The sequence below is a fragment of the Thermodesulfobium narugense DSM 14796 genome (assembly GCF_000212395.1).
Classification (GTDB): domain Bacteria; phylum Thermodesulfobiota; class Thermodesulfobiia; order Thermodesulfobiales; family Thermodesulfobiaceae; genus Thermodesulfobium; species Thermodesulfobium narugense.
Genome location: NC_015499.1, coordinates 77,086 through 99,830, shown reverse-complemented (window position 1 = coordinate 99,830; position 22,745 = coordinate 77,086). Strand labels below are relative to the sequence as shown.

14 protein-coding genes are annotated in these 22,745 nt (G+C 33.7%); 6 read left to right on the top strand and 8 right to left on the bottom strand.

The window, feature by feature from the left end:
- The first annotated feature begins 568 nt into the window (after nucleotides 1–568).
- From THENA_RS00465 to pap, 6 genes are read left to right on the top strand one after another with little or no spacing between them, the layout of a single operon-like run.
- Nucleotides 569–1,585, top strand: a complete 1,017-nt coding sequence (locus tag THENA_RS00465; RefSeq protein ID WP_013755473.1) for a TQO small subunit DoxD — start codon at nucleotides 569–571, stop codon at nucleotides 1,583–1,585.
- Nucleotides 1,586–1,626: 41 nt separating this feature from the next.
- A complete protein-coding gene (locus THENA_RS00460; protein WP_013755472.1) occupies nucleotides 1,627–2,880 on the top strand; it encodes an exonuclease SbcCD subunit D C-terminal domain-containing protein in 1,254 nt (417 codons plus the stop codon).
- Nucleotides 2,867–6,517, top strand: a complete 3,651-nt coding sequence (locus THENA_RS00455) for an AAA family ATPase (RefSeq protein WP_013755471.1) — start codon at nucleotides 2,867–2,869, stop codon at nucleotides 6,515–6,517. The genes THENA_RS00460 and THENA_RS00455 overlap by 14 nt, the downstream gene beginning before the upstream one ends.
- A gap of 53 nt (nucleotides 6,518–6,570) precedes the next feature.
- Nucleotides 6,571–9,006 carry a DUF3656 domain-containing U32 family peptidase gene (locus THENA_RS00450; protein ID WP_013755470.1) on the top strand — a complete coding sequence of 812 codons (2,436 nt, stop codon included), beginning with the start codon at nucleotides 6,571–6,573 and terminating at the stop codon, nucleotides 9,004–9,006.
- Complete coding sequence (locus tag THENA_RS10170; RefSeq protein ID WP_281054579.1) at nucleotides 9,007–9,132, top strand: hypothetical protein; 126 nt, start codon at nucleotides 9,007–9,009, stop codon at nucleotides 9,130–9,132. It begins immediately after the preceding gene.
- 11 nt (nucleotides 9,133–9,143) lie between these two features.
- Entirely contained in the window at nucleotides 9,144–10,619 is a 1,476-nt protein-coding gene (pap, locus tag THENA_RS00445) for a polyphosphate:AMP phosphotransferase (protein ID WP_013755469.1), read from the top strand.
- Between the two features lie 30 nt (nucleotides 10,620–10,649).
- On the opposite strand, the gene THENA_RS00440 is transcribed toward pap, so the two are convergent.
- The 8 genes from THENA_RS00440 to istA form a co-directional block, all read right to left on the bottom strand.
- Nucleotides 10,650–11,948 (bottom strand): HlyD family type I secretion periplasmic adaptor subunit, encoded by a 1,299-nt coding sequence (locus tag THENA_RS00440; protein ID WP_013755468.1) that lies wholly within the window; start codon nucleotides 11,946–11,948, stop codon nucleotides 10,650–10,652.
- A 21-nt stretch (nucleotides 11,949–11,969) separates the two neighbouring features.
- Nucleotides 11,970–14,081 carry a peptidase domain-containing ABC transporter gene (locus THENA_RS00435; protein WP_083816081.1) on the bottom strand — a complete coding sequence of 704 codons (2,112 nt, stop codon included), beginning with the start codon at nucleotides 14,079–14,081 and terminating at the stop codon, nucleotides 11,970–11,972.
- Nucleotides 14,078–15,409, bottom strand: a complete 1,332-nt coding sequence (locus tag THENA_RS00430; protein ID WP_013755466.1) for a TolC family protein — start codon at nucleotides 15,407–15,409, stop codon at nucleotides 14,078–14,080. The genes THENA_RS00435 and THENA_RS00430 overlap by 4 nt, the downstream gene beginning before the upstream one ends.
- Before the next feature lie 30 nt (nucleotides 15,410–15,439).
- Nucleotides 15,440–19,726, bottom strand: a complete 4,287-nt coding sequence (locus THENA_RS09850) for a calcium-binding protein (RefSeq protein WP_013755465.1) — start codon at nucleotides 19,724–19,726, stop codon at nucleotides 15,440–15,442.
- A gap of 6 nt (nucleotides 19,727–19,732) precedes the next feature.
- Nucleotides 19,733–20,392: a hypothetical protein gene (locus tag THENA_RS00420; RefSeq protein ID WP_013755464.1), complete on the bottom strand. Its 660-nt coding sequence runs from the start codon at nucleotides 20,390–20,392 to the stop codon at nucleotides 19,733–19,735.
- 87 nt (nucleotides 20,393–20,479) lie between these two features.
- Nucleotides 20,480–20,794 carry a hypothetical protein gene (locus THENA_RS00415; RefSeq protein ID WP_041437874.1) on the bottom strand — a complete coding sequence of 105 codons (315 nt, stop codon included), beginning with the start codon at nucleotides 20,792–20,794 and terminating at the stop codon, nucleotides 20,480–20,482.
- A 54-nt stretch (nucleotides 20,795–20,848) separates the two neighbouring features.
- A complete protein-coding gene (gene istB, locus THENA_RS00410; RefSeq protein WP_013755463.1) occupies nucleotides 20,849–21,625 on the bottom strand; it encodes an IS21-like element helper ATPase IstB in 777 nt (258 codons plus the stop codon).
- On the bottom strand, nucleotides 21,618–22,667 hold the full coding sequence (gene istA, locus THENA_RS00405; protein WP_013755462.1) for an IS21 family transposase: 1,050 nt from the start codon (nucleotides 22,665–22,667) through the stop codon (nucleotides 21,618–21,620). Before istA ends, istB begins: the two co-directional genes overlap by 8 nt.
- Nucleotides 22,668–22,745: the final 78 nt, after the last annotated feature.

Below are 22,745 nucleotides of genomic sequence, written 5' to 3'. Positions count from 1 at the left end.
ATACAGTTTGGCTGATTTCTTAATGGTAGTAAAGTAGGAGTCAAAACTAAACAAAACAAAGATATGATACTTAATAATTCCTGTAATCTTTTATCAGGAAAAAGAGAAGTAAAGCATACCACAAAGATTTTCAGATCAATTTAAATCGCTAAAATTATATAAAGACTTATCTTACTTCTTCCTTATATGGATATATCTTATAGTAATCTTTTTTGAAGCTTTACTTCCAATTCTTTCTTTTGAGATTTGTTTCATTCTAAGAAGCTTTTTATTTTCATTTAGATTTTTTATGAACCAATTCTTTAAAAAAAAAATTTTTGTATTAGTGTATCATATTATTAAAGAGCAAGGTTTTGATTTATTAAACGAATATATTTTTGTAATAAACTACGTTTCTATAAATTATGGCCCAGAAAAACACAAGATTTGATATCAGGGATAGGAGGCGAAGAAAAGTTGATAATCTTAACTAAAAAGTGGAGGATGGAAGGCGAAAGAGAAGGCGTGCTGCTTGAAGCTCAAAATACAGTATTATAAACGCCATTGAGGCAAAATAAGGAGTTGAACAATGCAAACAGAAAAAAAGGTTTCATTTGATAGCATATCTGATCTTCTCATTCCTATCAGATTAATTTTAGGTTGGCAGTTTTTCAGCGCATTTCTAAGGAGAGTGGTAAATGCACCAGAAAAACTCGATCCAAATTCGCCTGCATATATGGGGCACGCATTCAATCACTTTTTACCGCATGCGCTGTTCATTAAACCGATGATAGAATTTTTAATCACTCACGTTCATTTGCTTTATATCTTCTTACTTACTTTTACTATTATTGAAGGCTTGGTAGGTATAGGCTTAATCTTAGGCTTGTTAACAAGGTTGTCTGCGCTCGGAGCAGCTCTATTGTCGTTTGGCATACTCCTGGGTTCTGGCTGGTTGGGCTCGACTTGTGTAGATGAGTGGCAAATAGGCATTGCAGGAATTGGCTGTGGAATAGTTGTTATGTGTTTTGGAGGCGGGCAATTTTCTATAGATTATATTCTCTTCAGAAAAAGGACTTCAAAAATTCTAAAACTACTTACGTCTGGTCCACTAGATTTAAACAGTGCTCAGATAAGAAATGTTGCCTTAATTTTTAGCTTAGTTGCAGTCTCTATAACTCTTTTTACATATCAAGCACTGCACAACGGCCTCTACGGCAAACTGTATAACCTTTCAAAAGAACCAAAAATAGAAATCTTAGGCGCAAACTTGTACGACAACGGAGAATTAAAGCTACTTATTTACAGAGTTGATGGACCAGATACATATGGGGCATTTGTCAGGCAAATTATTGTATTTAATAACTCTGGTAATATCGTTGAAACTTTCGATCCAAATGAAACAAGCGTTGACAAGTCCAAAATCAAAAATTTTTACCTTAACAAGATAAAGCCAAATAAATATAGTTTAGTAGTGCCACTTGGGGCTAAAGCTGAGATAGACCTTTTGCCAAATCAAAATATAAAACTCGAAAAAGGAAAATACAAAGTAGAATTAATAGATATAAGCGGCATAAAGTGGACAAAGGATATAAACGTAAACTGAGTTTAAAAGATTTTCTAAACTGTAAGTGTTAAGGAGAAAATTTGAATAAAATAAAGCCACTGAGGGTTCTTCATACGTCTGATTGGCATATTGGAGACACCATTTGTTCAAAGAGAAGATATGATGAGTTTGAACTTGCCCTAAATTGGCTATATAGAATAGTAGAAGAAAAAGACGTCGACATAGTGTTAATATCTGGAGATATTTTTAACACAAGTACCCCTAGTAGTCAGGCACAAGAGTTATATTACAGATTTTTGCACAATATATCCAAATCAAGATGTAAACACGTGGTGATTACTGCCGGTAATCACGACTCGCCTTCTTTTTTGTCAGCACCGAAAGAGATATTAAAGGCATTAAACGTTCACGTAATAGGATCAATTTCTGACAAATTAGAAGACGAAGTTATGGTTTTAAAAGATAATGAAAACATACCCATACTAATAGTTTGTGCAGTACCATATTTAAGAGAAAAGGACATAACATTTCCTGAAGAGGAAGAAATATATAGCGAAAGAGAAATAAAAATTATCAATGCAATTAAGAAACACTATGACCTGGTCTTTGAGATCGCAAAGAATAAAAAAACCGAGTTAGGGCTTAATATTCCAATAGTCGTAATGGGGCACTTGTTTTTAAATTCCGCAATACTAGAGGATAACGATGGAGTTAGAGATCTTTATGTAGGGTCATTATGTCAGATACCAGTAGAGTTTTTGCCACACGAAGCTGACTACATTGCCCTCGGCCACCTTCATACGCCTCAAAGTGTTAGCAAAAATGAAAAAATAAGATATTCTGGTTCTTTATTGCCAATGAATTTTAAACCATATGAACAGAAAAAAACTGTATTCCTCGCCCAATTCTATAACGGAGCTCTAAACGTGGAAAGTATAGAAATTCCCAAAAAGAAGGAACTAATATCCTTAAGCGGCTCATTTGAAGAAATAAAACAAAAAATTGAAAATTTATCATTGACTGAAAAAGAATACTACCTAGAGGTAATTTATAGCGGGGAAGAAATAGTCCCAAATTTAAAAGAAAAAATAGAAGATTTGCCAAGATCAAATAAAATAGAGATACTAAAAATTAAAAATAACAGGCTGAATAGGTCTTCAGAAGATGATTCTGAAGCTATAGATATAGACCTAAGCTTAGATTTATTTTCAATCTTCGAAAGGTGCTTAGACGAAAACTCAATATCAGAAGAACAAAAGATTGAACTGAGAAACGCTTTTAAAGAAATTCTAAAATCTATGAGCGAAAAGGACTTGCTAAGTGAAAATTCTTAAAATAAGGCTAAAAAACATAAATTCACTTTACAACGAATGGACTATAGATTTTACACACCCTGAATTCATATCAAACTCTATATTTTTAATTACAGGGCAAACGGGCGCTGGTAAATCTACCATATTGGACGCCATCTCCCTTGCTTTATATGGCAAAACTCCAAGATTAGGTAAGATTTCCAGAAATAATAACGAGTTGATGTCAAGAAATACTAATGAATGCTTTTCCGAAGTTACTTTCGAAACGCAGAAAGGTTTGTATAAAGTATTATGGTTTCAAAAAAGGACTAGAGAACTACAACCCCCACAAAGAGAGTTACACGACGTTAAAAATAACAAAATCATAGAGACAGGGATAAACAAGGTAGAAGAAAAAGTAATTGAACTTACAGGAATGACCTACGATCAATTTACAAGGTCTATCCTGTTAGCACAGGGCGACTTTGCATCCTTTTTAAAAGCCAACTATGATGAAAGATCGGCAATTCTTGAACAAATTACAGGCACCCAGATTTACAGCGAGATATCTATAATGGTTTACGAAAAAAGAAAGACAGAGAGAGAACAGTTAGGATTAATAAAAAAAGAACTTGAAGCTCTCAGAGTATTAAGTCCCGAAGAGGAAAGGGATCTAATATTTCAACAAAATTCTTATATTATGCAAGAAAAAATTTGTGATGAAGAACTCGCACAATTGAACGAAAGGTTTAACGCTAAAAAGAAAGAAAAGGATTTAGAAATAGAAATAGAGCAGTTAGAAAGGGACCTCTTAGATATCAACCAAAAGCTTTCAGATTGTGAGATAAAAAAATTAAGATTGGAGAAAGCCAAAGAAGCAAGGATTATTTATCCTGAATACAAAGAGTTAAAGAGTCTAGAGGATTCATTACAAGATATAAGCCGTTCTTTGGAAAACAAAGAAGCTAAAGAAAAAGGCTTGAGTAAAAATTTAGAAGACTTAAAGAAAAGACTAGAAAAAATAATGCAAAAAATGCAAAAATTTGCAGAAAAAAAGGAAAAAATAGGACCTCTTATAAATGAAGCAAGGACTATTGACTTAAATATACAAAGTTTAAGTAAACAAGAAGAAATATATAAAAAACTAATTAATGACGCCTCTAAGAAAAAGAGAGAAATATTAAGTCAGATAGATTTAACAAAGTATAAAATAGAAAGCACCAAGGGGAGAATAAGAGAAATTAACAAAACCCTCTTAGAGAACTCCCATCTTGAAAAATTAAAAGATTCCCTTCCAGAATTAAAGAGCTTCATCGAAATGATAAAGGATTTAGAAGAGAGATTTCTTGATATAGAAAAAAATTTGTCTTCTAAGGGTAAAGAAGAAACAAAATTAACGCTTGATGTACAAATAGAATATGAAAAATTAGCTCAAAGGACAAAAGAAAAAGAAGGCCTTGAATCAGAAATAACATCCCTTCAAAAAGATATAGAGAGTTTGCTTTCGTATAAAGACATTAACGAAATAAAAAAGGAATTTGACAGTAAAAGAACAAAGAAACCATACCTTGAAATGTGTAAGTCAGAGAAGGAAAGATTGGAAAAGATAGATCTAGATATCAAAGAAAGAGATAAAGAATTTGAATCTTTAAAATTAGAAAAAGAAAGGTTAGAAGAGGAAAGAAAACAAAAAGAACATGAAAAGAAATTAGTCGAAGAGTTTTTAGAAGCAAACAAAAAGAAGTTCGAAGAATTTAGCCTTCTAAAAAATTTTGAAAGGACAAGAGAAATTCTGGAAGAGGGTAAACCTTGTCCGGTCTGCGGCTCTACTCATCATCCTTATAAACAAAGGGAAAATATCTTAATTGACTACTCTTTTATCGAAAAATATAACAATAATTTAGAAAACATAGAGAAGCTCAAAAACGATATTCTCGAAATAAGTACAAAAATTAGTTTGCAAGAGAATAAACTTCAAAATAATTTTGCTCAAAAAGAAAGATTGTTAAGTGCAAAAAATGAATCTCTTAATAAAATTCAAGAAATTGAAAATAAAGTCAACTACCATATAGACCTTGCTGTTTTAGATATAGAAATTGAAAAAAACGATATCGAAATAAATAATTTAGCTAGCATAATCGAAAGATATGAGGTTTTAGAAAATAATATAAATAAAAAAAATAAAGAACTTGTATCCTTAAAAGAGGATATCAATTCGCTAAAAGAGGCTATCAATTCTAAAGAACAAAAGCTTAACATCATAAAGGCTGAGATCTCAAATTTGCAAGCTACTAAAGAAGAGTTAATTGATCAAAAACATTCTCAAGAAAATAATATTTCATGCATTCTACAAAAGGTTGGCATTGAAACAGCCTTATCCAAAGAACTAAATATCTTGTACTTAGATCTCAAAAAAAGATATGAAGAGTTTTTAAAAGTCAAAGAAATAAATATAAAATACCAGCTAAACCTGGGAAATGAAGAAAAAAACTTAGAGAAATTACAGTTTGACCTGAAAGATATAGAAGAAGAAATTAGAAATTATCAAGAAGAATTCAATAAAATTACTTCAGAAATAAGAAATCTAAAAGAAAAAAGATACAAAACCCTTAGAAATTATGATCCTGATCTATGTGAAAAAAGGTTAAGAGAAATAAGAGAAAATTTAGAAAAAGAGTTACAAGATAGCCAAATTGCTTTCAGTAATTTAGAAAAAGATAGATCCTTTCTAAATGGAGAAATTGAAAATATAAAGAAGAAAAAGTATGATTTAGAAGACTTGTATAAGCTTAAAAAAAGTAAATTTGAAAGTCTTTTAAGAAAACATAATTTTACAGATAGAACAAACTTTGAAGAGTCGCTTCTTTCGGATGAAGAAATTGCGCTCATATCTAAAGAGCTTGAAGCCAAAGAATTGGAAAGAGAAGTGCTTAATTCAAAAATATTTGAAAGAAAAAGAAAGATAGAGAAAATAAGAGAACTAATTGGAGAAAACAGCCAAACTTTGGAAGAGATAAATAAAGACTTGGAATTCCAAAAGGAAAAACTTAAAAATATCAGAGAAAATATTGGAATGCTGAAGCAAAAACTAACAGCAAATAACGAAACAAAGGAACAGTACAACAATTTAATACAGGAAATAGAAATGAGAGAAAAAAATTTAAAAAAATATGACATATTATATGATCTTATTGGATCATCAGATGGAAAAAAATTTAGGAGTTTTGCTCAAGAGATCACGTTTGACATATTAATAAAACACGCAAATAGACACCTAAAGAGAATTAGCGATAGATATATCCTCACAAAGGATAAAAAAGAAAAGCTTTGTTTTTCTGTAATAGACAATTACCAGGCAGGAGAAATTAGAAGCACAAAAAATTTATCTGGAGGAGAGAGCTTCATTGTAAGCCTTGCTTTAGCTCTTGGGCTATCATCTATGTCAAGTAAAAACGTCAGAGTAGATTCGCTGTTTCTTGATGAGGGATTTGGCACATTAGACGAGGAGACACTAGAAACTGCTCTTGATGCGATATCTAATTTAAATCAAGAAAACAAAACAATAGGAATAATATCTCACCTCACATATATCCAGGAAAGAGTTCCTACTCAGATAAGAGTTATACCAAAACCCGGCGGAAAAAGCATAATCGTAGGCCCTGGAGTAAGTAGATACTGATTAAAAAAGAATATATAATTAGGTCTTAATATAATTAGAGGAGCCAATTGGATTTGGAAAACATTTATTTTTCAGAAAAAAAAGATGTCACAATACCAGAGTTATTGTCCCCTGCTGGAGACTTTGAAACTTTAAAAGCTGCTATATTTGCAGGAGCTGACGCAGTGTACTTTGGAGCAAAGAATTTTTCAGCAAGAAGCAGCGCAAAAAATTTTGACAAGGAAGAGATTAAAAGTGCAATTCTATTTGCACATGAAAGAAACGTAAAATGTTACATAACAGTTAATACCCTAATAAAAGACAGCGAATTCTATGAGTGCATGAAATTAATTGAACAATTATGCGATCTCAAGGCAGATGCAATAATTGTTCAAGACCTCGGGTTAATATATAAGATTAGGGAAGAATTTCCAAATTTAGAGATTCACGCAAGCACACAAACCACCACGACCTCTTTACATGGAGCGAAATTTTTAAAGGGGTTGGGCGTCTCTAGGGTTATACTTGCAAGAGAGTTATCCCTCTTTGAAATTTCTGAAATTGCTGAAGTTATAGATACAGAAATATTTGTTCACGGAGCGCTCTGTTACTCGTACTCAGGGCAGTGTCTTATGAGTAGTTTAATAGGAGGAAGATCTGGCAATAGAGGAAGGTGCGCACAGCCGTGTAGAATGGAATATTCTCTTTTAAATGGAGAGAGCCTGATCGAGACTGGGCACCTTCTTTCTATGAAAGATCTTTGCCTTTATCCGATACTGCCAGAAATCCTAAAAACTAAGATAAAGTCTTTAAAGATAGAGGGTAGGTTAAAATCAAGAACATACGTTGCAAACGTTACTCGAATATATAGAAATGCATTAGACTCTATCCAAGAGATGTATTCATCTGGAAATCAAAAAATATTCAAACCCTCAAAGAGCGATTTGGATGACTTGGCAGAGTGTTTTAATAGAACTTTCACTACCTATAACATAAAAGCACCTATACATCAAAGAAGACACTCTCAGATGAAACTAATAAAAAACAAGGAAAATACATTTATGGATAGTTCAAGGCCTAACAACAGAGGTTTGTTTATAGGAAGAATAACTACTTCAGAGAACAAACTATACTTTGAACCTTTGAGGGAGTGTAGTAAAAACGATTGCTTTGTGATATTTTCTTCTCAGGGAAACATAACGCTTGAGTCAAATGACTTTTACATAAAAGATAAAAAAGTTTTTATATCAAATTACAAAATCAGGTCAAAAATACTCGAAGGTGACAGAGTTTTCAGGGTTAGATCTGGCATTCTCGAAGAAAGGGCCAATGAAATATTTCGACGCTCAATTAAGAGATATCGAGTAAAAGTTAACATAGAACTAGACTCAGACAAAATTATAGTAAAAGCTGACAACAAACAAAAGAGATTAGTAAAAAAAATAAATTTAGAAATTGCAAAAAAATATCCTACTACAAAAGAGATATTATCTGAAAAAATAAACACTCAAGATCATCCATTTTATTTTGAAATAAACTTGGAAAACAATAAAAACCTGATGTTGCCCTTGAGTTCTATAAAAGAAATTAAGAAATTTCTTTTGGAAAGAGAAGAAAAGCCAAACAAAGAAAATAAATTTTATCTTGAAAAACTAACTATAAAAAAGCCAGAAAGGGTAAATATTAATTCTAATTTTGTCTTTAGGGTGTCTTGTTTAAAAGATTTAGAAATAGCTTTAGAAAATGGAGCAAAAACAATCATATTTGGACCAGAAGGATATAAAGAGAAATTCCCCTATAAGCCAGAAATTTTTACAGAAGCAGGGAAGATGATAGAAGATACAAAAGGACAAATGATAATCTCAACCCCAAGAATTGTAAGAAAAGAGTTCGAAGTAATAACCGAGATTATAAAAAAGCAAGAAAACCCAATTATTCTAGTAGCAAACACGGCTATGCTTGAGTTCGTTCTCTCAGAGGGGATAAGCTTTGTAATAGATCACTCCCTAAACGTTTTTAATTCATATGCGCTACAATTAATGAGCTATCTGGGAGCATCTATGGTACACGTCTCAAATGAATTAAATCTTGATGAAATTTCAAATCTAAAAACTAATATACCCATTGAAATTACTGCGTATGGCAATCTGGAAATGATGGTTTCAGAAGGTTGTGTATTGTTTTCAAAAAGCCAGTGTTCGTCTTTGTGCAAAGATAGAGATTTTTGCCTTAAAGACAACAAAGTTAAGTATCCAGTTTTTATAGATGAAAGCTGCAGAACCCACATATTAAATGCTCATACCCAAAATTTAATTAACGAGAAAGATACCCTTTTAGATCTAAATCTAAAATTAAGAATCGATCTGAGGGCAACAAATGAGAGTCTTGTGCCAAAAGTTATCAGTGCTTTTTTAAGCAAATCTAGAGATCTTAATATTTCTGATTTTAGCTCAAACAACAAAGAGAAACTTTATTTTACAAAAGGGCATATCTTCAGGGGTGTAGAGTAAATGAGACTTCCATTGTGGCAGATCTTGCTTAGGCTTTTTTGGTCTATTTTGTTACCGCTTTTGTTTTACTTTTTGCTTGGAATAATAGTTTACTTTGTTTTCAATATTATTTTCAAACACGTTTAAAGGAGGCAGGGATGTTAGAAAAGGTCGATTTAAATAAAATTATGGACAGAGAAGATTATAAGAAAGAGTTTGACAATCTCAGCATAGAATTAGGCGCGCTTCAAAGAGAGGCAAGAGATTTGAAACTACCTATAATTATAGTTTTTGATGGTTTTGAAGCTGCCGGAAAGGGTACTTTAATAAACAAGTTAATGCTTCCACTTGATCCAAGAGGATATGACGTAATAAAAAGATTCGAGTGTCCATCTGAAACTGATAACAGACCATATTTTTACAAATTCTGGAAAACTATCCCAAAAAGGGGAGACATAAGCATTGTAAACGAGAGCTGGTACAAGGCTCTGTTATCAGATAGAGTCTTGAAAAAGACATCCCCAGAGATTGTAGAATATCTTTTTGATGAAATTTTATCTTTTGAAGGTCAACTCGTTGCAGATGGTTATCTGATAGTAAAATTTTTCCTATATATTTCGGAAGAAGAGCAAAAAGATAGATTGAAAAAATTGAAAAAAAACAAAGATGAGTCTTGGAGAGTAACCGACGATGTTCTTAAATTGCACAAAAAATACAAAAAGTTTCTTGATGCGGCAGAAACAGTTTTTGAAAAAACTGACACTGCTTTTGCACCATGGACGATAATTGAAGCAACAGATAAACGATATGCTACAATAAAAATCTTTAAAACTCTCATTGAAGCAATAAAATTTAAGATCAAAGCAATTAAAGAAAAAGAAGAATTACCCTCTTTTGAAAACTTTTACCCTGTAAACGAGTTGAGCTCTCTCTCTAAAATTGATTTGAACAAGTCCCTGACTTACGAAGAATATATTGAAAAACTCCATCCGCTTCAAAGGGAAATACATGATCTTCAGTATAGGTTGTGGAAAGAAAGGGTTCCTGTTATTGTTGCCTTTGAGGGCTGGGACGCTGCAGGAAAGGGAGGAAGCATAAAGAGACTTACAGAAGCGATGGACCCAAGGGGTTATACAGTAATCCCAATAGGCGCTCCAAATGAATACGAATTAGCGCATCATTACTTGTGGAGATTCTGGCAAAACGTTCCAGAAAAAGGAAATATCGCCATATTCGATAGAACATGGTACGGCAGAGTTCTCGTAGAAAGAGTAGAAAAGCTCTGCAAAGATTTTGACTGGCAGAGGGCGTATGGAGAAATAAAACAAATGGAGAAACAATTCACAAACTTTGGAATAGTTCTATTAAAATTCTGGCTTCATATAGACAAAAAAACCCAACTGGAAAGGTTCGAAGAAAGAGAGAAAAATCCTTTTAAACATTGGAAAATAACAGAAGACGACTGGAGAAACAGAAGCAAATGGGATGACTATCTCCCCGCTGTAGAGGAGATGCTCATTAGAACCAGCACAGCTGAAGCTCCATGGAACATAATAGAGGCAAACGACAAATACTTTGCAAGAATAAAAGTTTTAGAGACATTTGTTAACAAAATAAAAGAAAAGTTAAATTAACTTAATTAACAAAATTTTTAAAGGGCTAAATTATCTTACTTTTAGCCCTTCATCAATGTTTTTTATAAAAGGGGATAAAAATAGTTCTATTATTCTTCTTTTGCCAATATTTATTTCTGCAAGAACGTTCATTCCTGGCTTTATTTTATATACTTTCCCCTCTTTAGTTTGTAACTGAGTTGAATTCATTTTCACATAAACAGGATAGCCATCAACTTTTAATTCTTTATCCTCAATACTGTCAGGACTAACCACCGATACAAAGCCCTTAATAGTTCCATATTTCTGAAAATCATAAGTATCAATTTTTAAAACTACTTTTTGCTCTTCTTTAACAAAACCTATATCTTTATTAAGAACCATAGCCTTTACTACAAGAGGGGTGTCTTCTGGGACAATACTTATAATTGGCTGCCCAGGAGTTACTACTCCTCCTGAAGTTTTTATCGCAATTAAGTGTACATACCCGTCTACAGGAGAAGTAAGCAATCTTTTGCTTTCTTTAAACTTAGCCGTAGTTATTTCTGATTTCAAAAGGTTTTCTTGCTGGGCACCAGAGCCTGCTTCTTCAAGCAGTTTTTCTGCAAAACCGCTTCTTATCGCTTCAATTTCCTGCCTTAATTCCTCTAACCTTATAGCACTTTCTTCTATCTGACTGCTCTTTACTCCAATTTCCTTTTCTAAATTTAACCTTTCTTTAACCTTATCCCTATATCTTGCCTCTGCAACAGCCCCAGCCTCAGCAAGAGCTTTTAATCTTTTTTCTTCTTCTGAAGAAATGCTCAAGAGCCTTTCAAGACTTTTTACCTCGTCTTTAAGAGAAAGCATAGCCGAACTGGTCTCTTCCATCTGTTTCTCTTTTTGTTTTAGACTCGACTCATAAGCTTGTTTTTGAGACCTGTAGAGCTCTCTCTGCAACAAAGATTGAGGGTCATTTTCAGAAACCTCAAAAGGTTTGCCAGTAAGAAGCGCTTCAACCCTCTTTTCACTCAAATTAAGATAATTATAGTTTTTCTCTTTGCCCTGTATATCTGCTGCTTCTATTGTAGGATCAATTTCTACAAGAACCTGCCCCTTTTTTACATAATCTCCTTCTTTTACCAAAATCTTACGTACCACCCCAGTTTCAAAAGATTGAAGCACTTTTACATCTCCATCTGGAATTACCTTTCCTTTTGCGCTTACCACAACGTCAACTTTAACAAAATACAATCCAAGCATTGCTAATATCAGCAAAATCAAAATCACCCACAAAACTCGTCTTCCCAAAGGATTTACAGGTTTATCTTGAATCTCAGCTAAAATAGGTTTGAAATCATGCTCATCCATAATCTTAAAATCTCCTCTATATCATTTGTAAATATTTAAAAATTGAGCATAAATACCGTTTCTTTTTATGAGAGCGTTATGATGGCCTGCTTCAACAAGTTTTCCTTTATCTAAAACCAAAATAACATCACACTCTTTCATAAACGACAATCTATAAGAAACAAAAACAATAGACCTTGTTCCCTTCAATTTTCTAATTGTTTCCAGAACTATTCTCTCGGAATCATAATCAAGTGCGCTTGTAGCTTCATCAAGAAGTAAAATTCCTGGATCAATAAGCAATGTCCTTGCTATAGCAATTCTTTGCCTTTGTCCTCCGGAAAGAGACTCCCCCCTTTCTTCAATATAAGTGTTATAACCATCAGGCATTTCCTGTATAAATTCATGAGCGCCTGCCAGCATAGATACCTTTACTATTTCGTCCATTGACGCATCTGGTTTAGCTATAGCTATATTTTCTTTCAAAGTGCCGCTAAACAAAAAACTATCCTGAAGAACAACTCCTATTTTGCTCCTTAGCCATATAGGAGAAACCTGCTTTATATCAACCCCATCAATTAATATAGCGCCTTCTGTTGGCAAATATAGTCTCTGAATTAGTTTAACCAGGCTACTCTTGCCAGAACCACTTTTCCCAACTATCCCAACAAGCTGACCAGGAAAAATCCTAAAGCTTATATTTTTAAGAATTTCTGGCGCATCATGAGAATATTTAAAACTCACATTTTTAAAGATAATATCTCCCCTTAAATTTTGTAAACTTACATATTCACCTCTCAATTCAGGAGGAGTATTTATAATATCTCCAAGCCTTTCAAGAGAAAGTTTTGCCTGCTGAAAATCTTGCCAGATATGGATAAGCCTTAATACGGGAGCTGTCAACTGCGAAGCAAACATTTGAAATGCTACAAGCTGCCCTATAGTCATTTTATTATCAAAAACCTGATTTACCCCCAGATATATTACCCCAAGAATCATTAGCTTCTGCAAAGTTTGGGATGGCGTAAATACCTTATTAGCTAAATCCGAAAGCTTAAACGCAGATAAAATATATTCTCCCAGATAATTTTCCCAATCTCTTACCATCTTTCCTTCGATCGCAAGTGATTTGACAGTTCTGATGCCTGTTATCGACTCAATTAGAAAGGCATTCATCTGAGCGCCTTTTTGAAATTTTTCATCCAGCTGTCTTTTTATAACGGGAGTACTGAAAAAAGATATCAGAGCAATAACTCCAATAAACAAGAGCACAATCAACGTCAGTGTAACGCTATAAACAAACATTATTGCAATAAAGATTATAGAAAAAACTGTGTCAAGAAGTACAGAAAGAGAGATATTGGTCATAAACTGTCTTAAATTTTCCAGCTCCCTTATTCTTGCAACAATATTGCCTACCTTTCTAGTCTCAAAATATCTAAAAAAGAGCGAAAGCAGGTGTCTATAAACTTTTGCGCCAAGACCGGCATCTATCTTGTTCGCAGTGTGATAAAGCAAATAGTTTCTCATATAACTTAGAACCCCATCAAAAAGGAGCGCAATAAAAAATGCGCATCCCACAACATGCAGGGTTGATGTAGCAAAATGAGGTAAAACTTTGTCTATGATAATCTGGATAAATAATGGAGTAACAAGTGCAAAAATCTGGATAAAAGCAGAACACAATATTACCTGAGAAAAAATCGACCTATACTTTAAAAATTCCTTAAAAAGCCACTTTAAATTAAGAGAAAAAAATGACGCGGCAAATTTCGGATATAGAACAATTGCCTCTTTTTTCCATAAGTTATCAAAGTCCTCAATCCCGAGTTCTTTTATCTTCTTTTCTATGGCATCAAAATAAAGTACACTTTTCTCTTTAATCCCAAAAACTACATAATATTTATTATCGTTAGAAATAGCTATTATTGGCAAAGTATAATTTTGTAATTTTTCAAGATCTTTAAATTTTTTATAACTTGCTTTGAATTTATTGTCTTTAAGAATCCTTACTATCTCTTCAGGAGTTAGCTCAGATTTAACAAAATATTTCTTTTTTAAGACTTCAATATCAATATCAATCGAATAAAATTTACATACAAGTTCAATACTTAAAGCCCCCGTAGAAATTAATTGTTCTTCCTGCACGTTCACAGCCCCCCTCTTATTTCTATTTCAATTTTTCTCTTCGCTGCTTCTAAGGTATTTTCAGCAACTTCTTTATCCCTTTCAAGGGTTAAAAAGTCCTTCTCTTCTTGAAGTAAGTCAATCTTGCTTCTTTCGCCCAGATCATAAGCCTTTTTTTCTATTAACAAAACCTTTCTGTAATTACCAATAAGATTGTCATATTTTTGAATATCGTCTTGTAACTGCTTATAAGTCTGATTAAGGCGATCTATTTCAATTCCTTTTTCAGATTCAATAGTCTTCAGTTTTTCTTTTTGTTGCTCAAGCTCATATTGTGCTTTTGTTCTCTCCCATTTCGCTTTGCCTCCATCAAAAAGTGACATATTTATTGATACGCCAGCAGTTAAGGATGTTTTTCTAAGATTTTTAAACGCTTCGTCCAGATAGTTTAGACTGCTGCCATATAGGTCGTATTTTACGTAAATTGATACATCAGGCAAATAACTTAGTTTAGCGCTTTCCAGTTTTTCTTTAGCCGCCTGAATTTGCTCAAGCTGCGACCTATATTCAGATAAATCCTCTATTTTTCCCACAGGATTAGATCCTTCAATTTCCATTCCTGCAGAAATTTTTTCAAATTCATCGTCAGGAGAAAATTTTTTACCCGTCATCCACGAAAGACTGGAAAGACGAATATTTAATTCCCTCTCCAGGCTCATCTTTTCCTTAAGTTCAGATTCAAGCTGCAATTGAGCCTTTAACAACTCTTCATAGGATATTTCCCCTTTTTCATAAGCAAGTTTTTTTAAATTGTAAATTTCACTGAGGTTATCAAGAATAAGATTTTCATATTTAATCTTTATTTTTGATTCAACAACCTGTGCATAAAGGTCAGTTACATCATTAAGTAATTTTTTTGTTTCAGTCTTACAATCTTCTTTTGCTGCTTCTTCCACATAATTATAGTAAGAAATCTCATGTCGTTTCTTATACCAGTTTGAAAGATAATATTCTGCATCCAAATAAACTGATGTCCCCCATTCACTTGGCTGACCTCCTATTATCTGTCCACCAATTATTATAGGAGCTGAAGCAGATGAAAGATTATTAAATTTTTCAATATTGCCGCCAATAGAAATTTGAGGGTAAAATTCAGAAAGCGATTGATTGTATAAAGATTGAGCGATCTTAACATCATAAACCTTTTCTTTTACTCGCGGAGAATGTTGAACGCTAAATTCTAAAACATCTTTATAAGTAATAGACTCTCCAAAAGAATTTTCAGGCTCAAAAACAATAAAAATAATTAATATTGCCCACAAAGATACAAAGAAAAATCTCTTATAATCCTTCATACTATAAATCCCATATTTTGACATTTATTTTTAACCAACTATAGCACTATAGTGAGTCTGCTCGTGTGCCCAACTCTGGCTAAGTAAAGTCATATATTGTTGATTATTAATTAATTCATTGTATTTCTGAGCATAATCCACTCCTTTATCTGCATTAAAATCAATCAAAGCATTTGCAATGTTCTCAATGATATCACCTGTAATACAATTGCCATCTTTTGCTTTAATTTTCAAGTCTTTTTCATTTATAGAGTTATTTTCACTTAATTCATTTTTTACAGTTACAAAATCATTTGTAGAATACCCTACGACAAGCGAATCGTCCTGCTTAAAGATAGCAATATTTTTTTCATCTGTGTTAAAGAAAAATGTGCTCAAATTACCTTCATCAATTACAGCATCTTTTCCATCTCCGGGATTAAACACAAAGACATTGTTTAGCCCTGTGCTATAAATCGTATCGTTTCCTTTCCCCCCAATAAGAATATCGTTGCCTGTACCATAAAGAACGTCATCTCCAGAAGTCCCATTAATTCCAAATTTACTTAAAAGATCTTCTGATGTGAGTTTTGATCCGTCAGAGAATTCCATAGTTATGTCGTCTGTTAAAATATCCCCAGTCCATTTGTAGCTAAAGTTAGCTATAGCTGCGCAAACCATAACTGGATCTAATAATATGCTATCTGTCGAATTAGCTATTTTAACAAGAAGGCCATTTGGAACTTCTTCATAGCCTAGATCGTCTTTACTTATGCCCTCACCAAACTTTATAGTAACTGATCCAGAGTGAGGGAATAAATCCCATGTATCCTGACCATCTCCTTTATTGAAAATTAAAGTATCATCGCCATTGTAATCCCTAATATAATCATTGCCAGGTCCACCTATTAACAAATCGTTGGAATTTCCACCGGTTAAATAATCATTATTAGGGCTACCTAATACTATCTTATTATCACTATTTTCACTTAAATAAAAATCAGTATTCCACGCAAGGCTTGAAGCGTAGGCGTTATCTGATAAATGCATACCTGCTATCTTTGTTTCAAAGCTTGCTTCGTTAAAGCCCTGATCAAGGACGATCTTGCCAGTAGAGATGTCGTAATGAGATGGTAAAATGTTGCTTAAATTATCTGACCACAACTTTGCAATATCGTTGTATCCAATTATTTTATCCGCAAATTGAAATTGGCAACTTCTTCCTATCATACTAAAGAAGTTGACAATTTTCATAGAATCGCTAGCGTTATTTTTAAAAGTAACAATTAGGTCGGGGCCGTCCTTAGTAAGGATTAGGTCATTTTGAGAGACCTCTTTGTTAAATACAATAGTGTTTAAACCTCCGTATGATAGGTGCACAGTTTCAAGTCCGCCACCCGTTTCAAAAATGTAAAAATTGAACGCACCACAACCATAACAATCTTCATCATTAAAATAACTAGGTAGAGATATACTGTTACCAAGGTGGTAAGAGTAAGCAAAAACACTTGGATCTCCTATAGCTATATTACCCCTACCACTGTAGTACGGATTGCTCTCGTCAATTACACTATAAAACGAGAAAAACCAAGACTCTTTTGTGCCAGAATAACCTGGAAACGCACTACCTTCACTGAATAAAAACTTAAAGGTTGGATTGTTTACAAGGTTTGTGATTGAAGATATGTTGTCAGAATTTGCTAAGGCATCTGCTTCTGTAGAGGCTATCTCTGTTAGACCCTTCCCAGTTGCCTCTTTCAGGTTGAGCAAGGTAAGCATTGCAAGAGTTGAAGTATTTGCATCGCTTGATAAAAGATCGCCTGCTATCTTTGTTTCAAAGCTTGCTTCATTAAAACCCTGATCAAGGACGATCTTGCCAGTAGAGATGTCGTAATGGGCTGATAAAGTGTCGCTTAAATTGTCTGACCACAACTTTGTAATGTCGTTGTATCCAATTGTCTTATCCGCAAATTGAAATTGATAAGTTTGTTGACCAAAGAAGTTCTTAAGTCTCATAAAGTCGCTGGAATTGTTTTTAAGGGATAATATAAGGTCGGGGCCGTCCTTAGCAAGGATTAGGTCATTTTGAGAGATGTTCTTGGAAAATACAACAGTGTTTAAACTTCCGTTTGGACATACAGTGTCAAGTCCGCCGCCCCTTTCAAAAATGTAGAAATTGTTACCACTACCACCCCAATCTTTGTCGTTTCCTGGACCGCCTAAGAAGATATTGTTGCCGTTGTTACTGGCATATATGGCATATAAGTTATCATCCCCCGGACCGCCTAAGAAGATATTGTAGCCACTGGTGTCGGAGTCTAAGGTATCATTCCCTAGGCCTCCTGAGAGGATATGGGTATTGCTGTTTGAATTCCACCATCCGACTGATATCCAATCGTTTCCTGAAGTGCCTGTAAATACGTCAGTCTGACCAAACAGGAATTGAAAGGTTGGATTGTTTACAAGGTTTGTGATTGAAGATATGTTGTCAGAATTTGCTAAGGCATCTGCAACTATACTTGCTCTTAAAGAACCTACAGCAGGACATAAAAATTCAAAAAAGGGATTATTTACAAGGTTTGTAATTGAAGATGAGTTATCAGGATTTATTAGTGTATCCATTATTACCCTTGCTACACTTTGTGAACTTGTTGCTCCAGTATCACCTAATGCACACAAAGAAAGAATTGCAAGACTTGAAGTATTTGTATCATTTGATAAGAGCATAGTTTTTATCTTAGCTTCAAAGTCTTGTTCGTTAAAGCTTTTATCTAATACAATTGTGTCTGTAAAGAAGTCATAGTAAGCTGGCAAAATATTGCTTAGCTTGCCAGAATCAACCATAAACCTTGTAAATAAGTTTTGAAACATTGTATCCCATGCACTTAACAGGTCTTGACCAGATGCATGTCTTATTCCATCCTGTACTTCATTAGAGGTATATCCAGAAAACTTTTCTATTGCTCCAACCTGTTCATAGCTAAGGGTTATTCCATTATCAAAGTGAAGCAATCTGTTTTGTTTGTCATTACCGCTTAGTATAGCCCAGCTTACTCCAAGCTCTTTATCCGTAATATCCTCAACTCCTGCCCATCTGAAGATAATCTTTTCAAAGTTATCCTTTAGCTTTGTTATGTCTGTATTGGTGGTAGCATCCTTTACCATGTTAAGAAGGGTTGTATCAAGGCTCATGGCAATGGGTAGATCTGGCATAAAGCCATATCCTTTTATCCAGGGAAGTCCTAATATATCAGGGTTTAGCTGAACGTCTTTGTTGTAGTAGCTATATAGCTTGTTCAGTGTAAGGTTTACGTCTGCTGCTTGAAGAGTAGTGCCATCTTCCTTTTCTACTGAAGCTATTTGTGTTATCTGATTTCCATTTTGGGTTATATTAGTTCTCTGTGCGTTAAGGCTAATTGACTTTATTCCAAGTTCAGAGAGGCTCTTTAGTTCTCCAGGTTCAGTTATGCCATCGTTGTTTGTATCCTGCCATACTTTTAAGTCTTTAAAGATAGGATCAGATGAGTCTATCTTTCCATCTTTATTTGCATCGTAAGCAGATAAAGACTGAAAGCCAGAAGTAGAACTGTTACCAAACATCTCTGATATGTCATCTACTTTTCCATTGTTGTTTTTATCCAGGACTAAAAAGCCTTCATCATTTGTTATCCATCCTACCTTATTTGCAAATCCTGAACCTGTTAGATCAAACATAGCTTTAGAGCTATTTACATCTGTAAGTCTTATTCCTTTTCCACTAAGGTCTATTACTAATGGATCTGTATGAAGGATGCCTTGACCAAGAAGGCTTTGAACTGTTTTAGGATAGATAGAAGAAGTATTTTGGTTTGCTAATGACAGATTTGCTAATAACTGAAGAAGTTCTTTATATTTGTACCATGCCCCTTTACCAATCATTTGAGAACCTATATAACTTCCAGCTACAGATCCTGCAACAGAACCAACCCCCATACCTCCCACTCCTCCTAATGTTCCACCTACCATACCTCCTAACGCCTCACACATAGCTTCTCCTATTGCATCTTCCTGTGACATCCCAGCATCCAGGTTCTCCCTGACTTTTTCATATGTAAACAGTATTATAAAAGGGATCATACATCCTTTAAATGCATTAGTTACCAATCTTGTATCTATTATCCTCTTTGCTTCTCCAAAAGCATTCTCTAATGCTTTACTAGCTGCTGAATCAAAAGCCTGCACATAACCTTCAACAATATCCATAGGTCCAATAGGAGAGCTCTCTGGTTGACTGTTCTTTTTTTGATCTTGCTGGTCGTTCTTTTTCTGATCTTGCTCATTCTTTTTCTGATCTGACATCCTTTATCACTCCTTTATAAGTTTTTGGAGGGAATCACAAGTAAATGTAGGTTTGTATAAAAATTCCCCTTCATTTCTTCCAGAAACCTGAGCCAGGAACTTAGCAAAGCGAGCCTCATCTTTGCCTTTAAGCCTGGTCGTATATATAGAGAAACCTTTACTAAATGCAAAAATTGTTATACTCAAAAAAATACTTTTTGCTTCTGTAATAACCATTCCCATCCAGTTCATTGCATATTTAGCTCTTTTGTAATACACTGCCTTATCCCTTTGCATTGGAAATGGTATTGTTACTCTCTTAACAACTCTATCCCTATACACTTCTATTTGTTTTGTGTTTATTAGATCTATCATTAGCCAGAGAGCAAAAATTGTAAAAAGAGGACAGAAAGTTACACCAAAAAAGCGGTTTAACTTATTATCAATGTGAACATCAAAAGGAATAATTCCAAATCCCATCAAAGTTCCAAATAAGAAAAGAAGAAAACCCAGCAAGAAAAAAAGAAACAGAGAAAGAGTCCTGAAAAATGTATATCTTAGGACCATTACAGGTTCGTTTGTATCTATATCCTCTACTACACTCTTTAGGCTTTCATCTATATTCTTTTCAAATTGACCTGTTCTTAAAGAACTTAAATCCTTATTGCCTTTATTGTCTTCAAACACTCCCTCTCCTACCCTTCCTTTGTAAATTTTAATTTAATTTTAATGCAGTTTTAATTATCTTAATTAATTAATGATATTTGTTAAATGTTATGCTACTTTATTTATAAATCTTGTTCTGTATTTCTTGTTAAAGCTTGTAATCGAAATAGTTTTTATCTTTGTTTCAAAGTCTTGGATATATCCAGAAAACTTTTCTATTGCTCCAACCTGTTCATAGCTAAGGGTTATTCCATTATCAAAGTGAAGCAATCTGTTTTGTTTGTCATTACCGCTTAGTATAGCCCAGCTTACTCCAAGCTCTTTATCCGTAATATCCTCAACTCCTGCCCATCTGAAGATAATCTTTTCAAAGTTATCCTTTAGCTTTGTTATGTCTGTATTGGTGGTAGCATCCTTTACCATGTGTCAAGTGCAATCCTAAAATGCACCATTACGCGGCTCAAAACTGCACCACTTTTAGCTGTTAATTTCCTGTGAACTAAAGTCAATTAATCCTGCCTTTCTCTTCTGTCTTAGTCTATAACTATCTCCCTTGATGTTTATGATATAACTGTGATGAATAAGTCTATCTAGTATAGCTGTAGTTAAGCCTTCATCATTGTTGAAAATCTCTTTCCATCTGATAAAAGAAAGATTTGTGGTTATTAATATAGAGCCCGTCTCATATTTCTTGTTAACTATCTGAAACAGTAGGTTTGATTGTTTCTCATTGAGCTTAAAGTATCCAAACTCATCAATAATAAGCAGCCCTGTAAAATTTATAGACTTCTTTATGTATTGCTCCAGTCTATTTTGAGATAGTGCAGTATCTATTTGTATAATCAAATCAGCCATTGTTACGAACTTTGTCTTTATCCTCTTCTGTGTAGCAGCATAACCTATAGCTACAGCAAGATGAGTTTTTCCTACACCAGGAGGCCCAATAAGGAGAATGTTTTTTGTCTCATCAATAAACCTCATTGATAGAACTTCATTTATCAGTGTTTTATCAACTGATGAAGATGAAAAATCAAAGGTGTCTATAGTTTTTATCTTTGGAAAACCTGCAAACTTCAGCATAGTCTGTTTTGCTCTTTGATTTCTTGCTTCATATTCAGCTTCAAGCAGAAGACAAAGGAATTCAGCAAAGGATAAACTCTCTTTAGCTGCTTTATCTGCAAGAAAACTATAGTTTTCTAATATGCCCTTTAATTTTAGATTTATGCAGTATTCTTCTATCCTTGAATTAAGCATAGTTGTCTTCTCCTATTAAGAGCTTTTCATACTCAGAAAGGTTTGTGTAGTAAGGATGAAAGCTTTTGTCCATGTAAACTTCTTTCTTACTGTTTTTATTACTATCTTTAATATTATTTTTATTACTATCTTTTTCACTTACAAATAGATTATTTGGTACTTTACTTAAATAACTTAGTTCCTCTTTTAACATATCAAAGGGTTTTTTGTTTGTTGTTGCATGAATCCTGTTATTTGCACTGGTAAGCCAGGAAAATATATAGGCATTTAAGAGATCTGGTGTTATATCTATTGGCGTATTCTTTAGCTTTGCCTTCAATGGTTTATAAAAGTTATTTTTTAGATATAGATTGAATCTTTCAACCTTTCCCTTGGTTTTAGCTCTGTAGGGCTTACATAGTTTTGGTATAAATAGACCTTTGGAAAAATCAAGAAATTTGTTGTTAAAGCCATGTTCATTTTGCCCATATTTATCTCTTTGAATTACTACAGATTTTAGGTTATCATAGAGTATAGTCTTTGGTATCCCGCCAAAGTAGTCAAACGCTTTTATGTGGCAGGATTGGAATGTGTCCTGCCACATGTTGTCTGTAAAGTAAACAAAAGCTGCTCTTGAATAGGATAAAACCATAACAAAAGCATAGATTGGCTTCTTTCCACTTCTAACAGTTGTCCAGTCAACTTGAGCTTGAAAGCCTCTATCTGTTTCGAACCTGATAATTTCCTCATTTTCTTTTTTATTTAGCTTTAGTTTGTCATAAACTGATTTTGTGTATTCCTGAAGTATTCTTAGACTTCCTTCATATCCTATATCCTTAATTTCATTCAAAAGCACTGTAGATGGAATTTTGTCTGGATGAGCCTGACTTATCCTTTTGTTTATGTAGTCTTTGAATTTATCAAGTTTTGAAGGATAAGTCCTTTTGCTGTAGGGTTCTAAATCCTTCTCCTTTAATCTCTTTGAGACAGTCCGTCTATTAATGCCCAACATATGGGCAATCTTTCTTATGGAAACTCCCTGTGCATACAGTGTGTGAATCAAAACAAACTCCTCTGTTAATTATCATGAAAACTGACCCTTTTTTATCACGAATTTTAACCCACCCTTGTTGCTCATAAA

Coding starts and splice junctions, on each gene's coding strand:
- THENA_RS00440 (WP_013755468.1), bottom strand. CDS start 11,948: ATGGATGAGCATGATTTCAAACCTATTTTAGCTGAGATTCAAGATAAA.
- THENA_RS10170 (WP_281054579.1), top strand. CDS start 9,007: ATGAGACTTCCATTGTGGCAGATCTTGCTTAGGCTTTTTTGGTCTATT.
- THENA_RS00430 (WP_013755466.1), bottom strand. CDS start 15,409: ATGAAGGATTATAAGAGATTTTTCTTTGTATCTTTGTGGGCAATATTA.
- THENA_RS00465 (WP_013755473.1), top strand. CDS start 569: ATGCAAACAGAAAAAAAGGTTTCATTTGATAGCATATCTGATCTTCTC.
- THENA_RS00415 (WP_041437874.1), bottom strand. CDS start 20,794: ATGGTAAAGGATGCTACCACCAATACAGACATAACAAAGCTAAAGGAT.
- istB (WP_013755463.1), bottom strand. CDS start 21,625: ATGCTTAATTCAAGGATAGAAGAATACTGCATAAATCTAAAATTAAAG.
- pap (WP_013755469.1), top strand. CDS start 9,144: ATGTTAGAAAAGGTCGATTTAAATAAAATTATGGACAGAGAAGATTAT.
- THENA_RS09850 (WP_013755465.1), bottom strand. CDS start 19,726: ATGTCAGATCAGAAAAAGAATGAGCAAGATCAGAAAAAGAACGACCAG.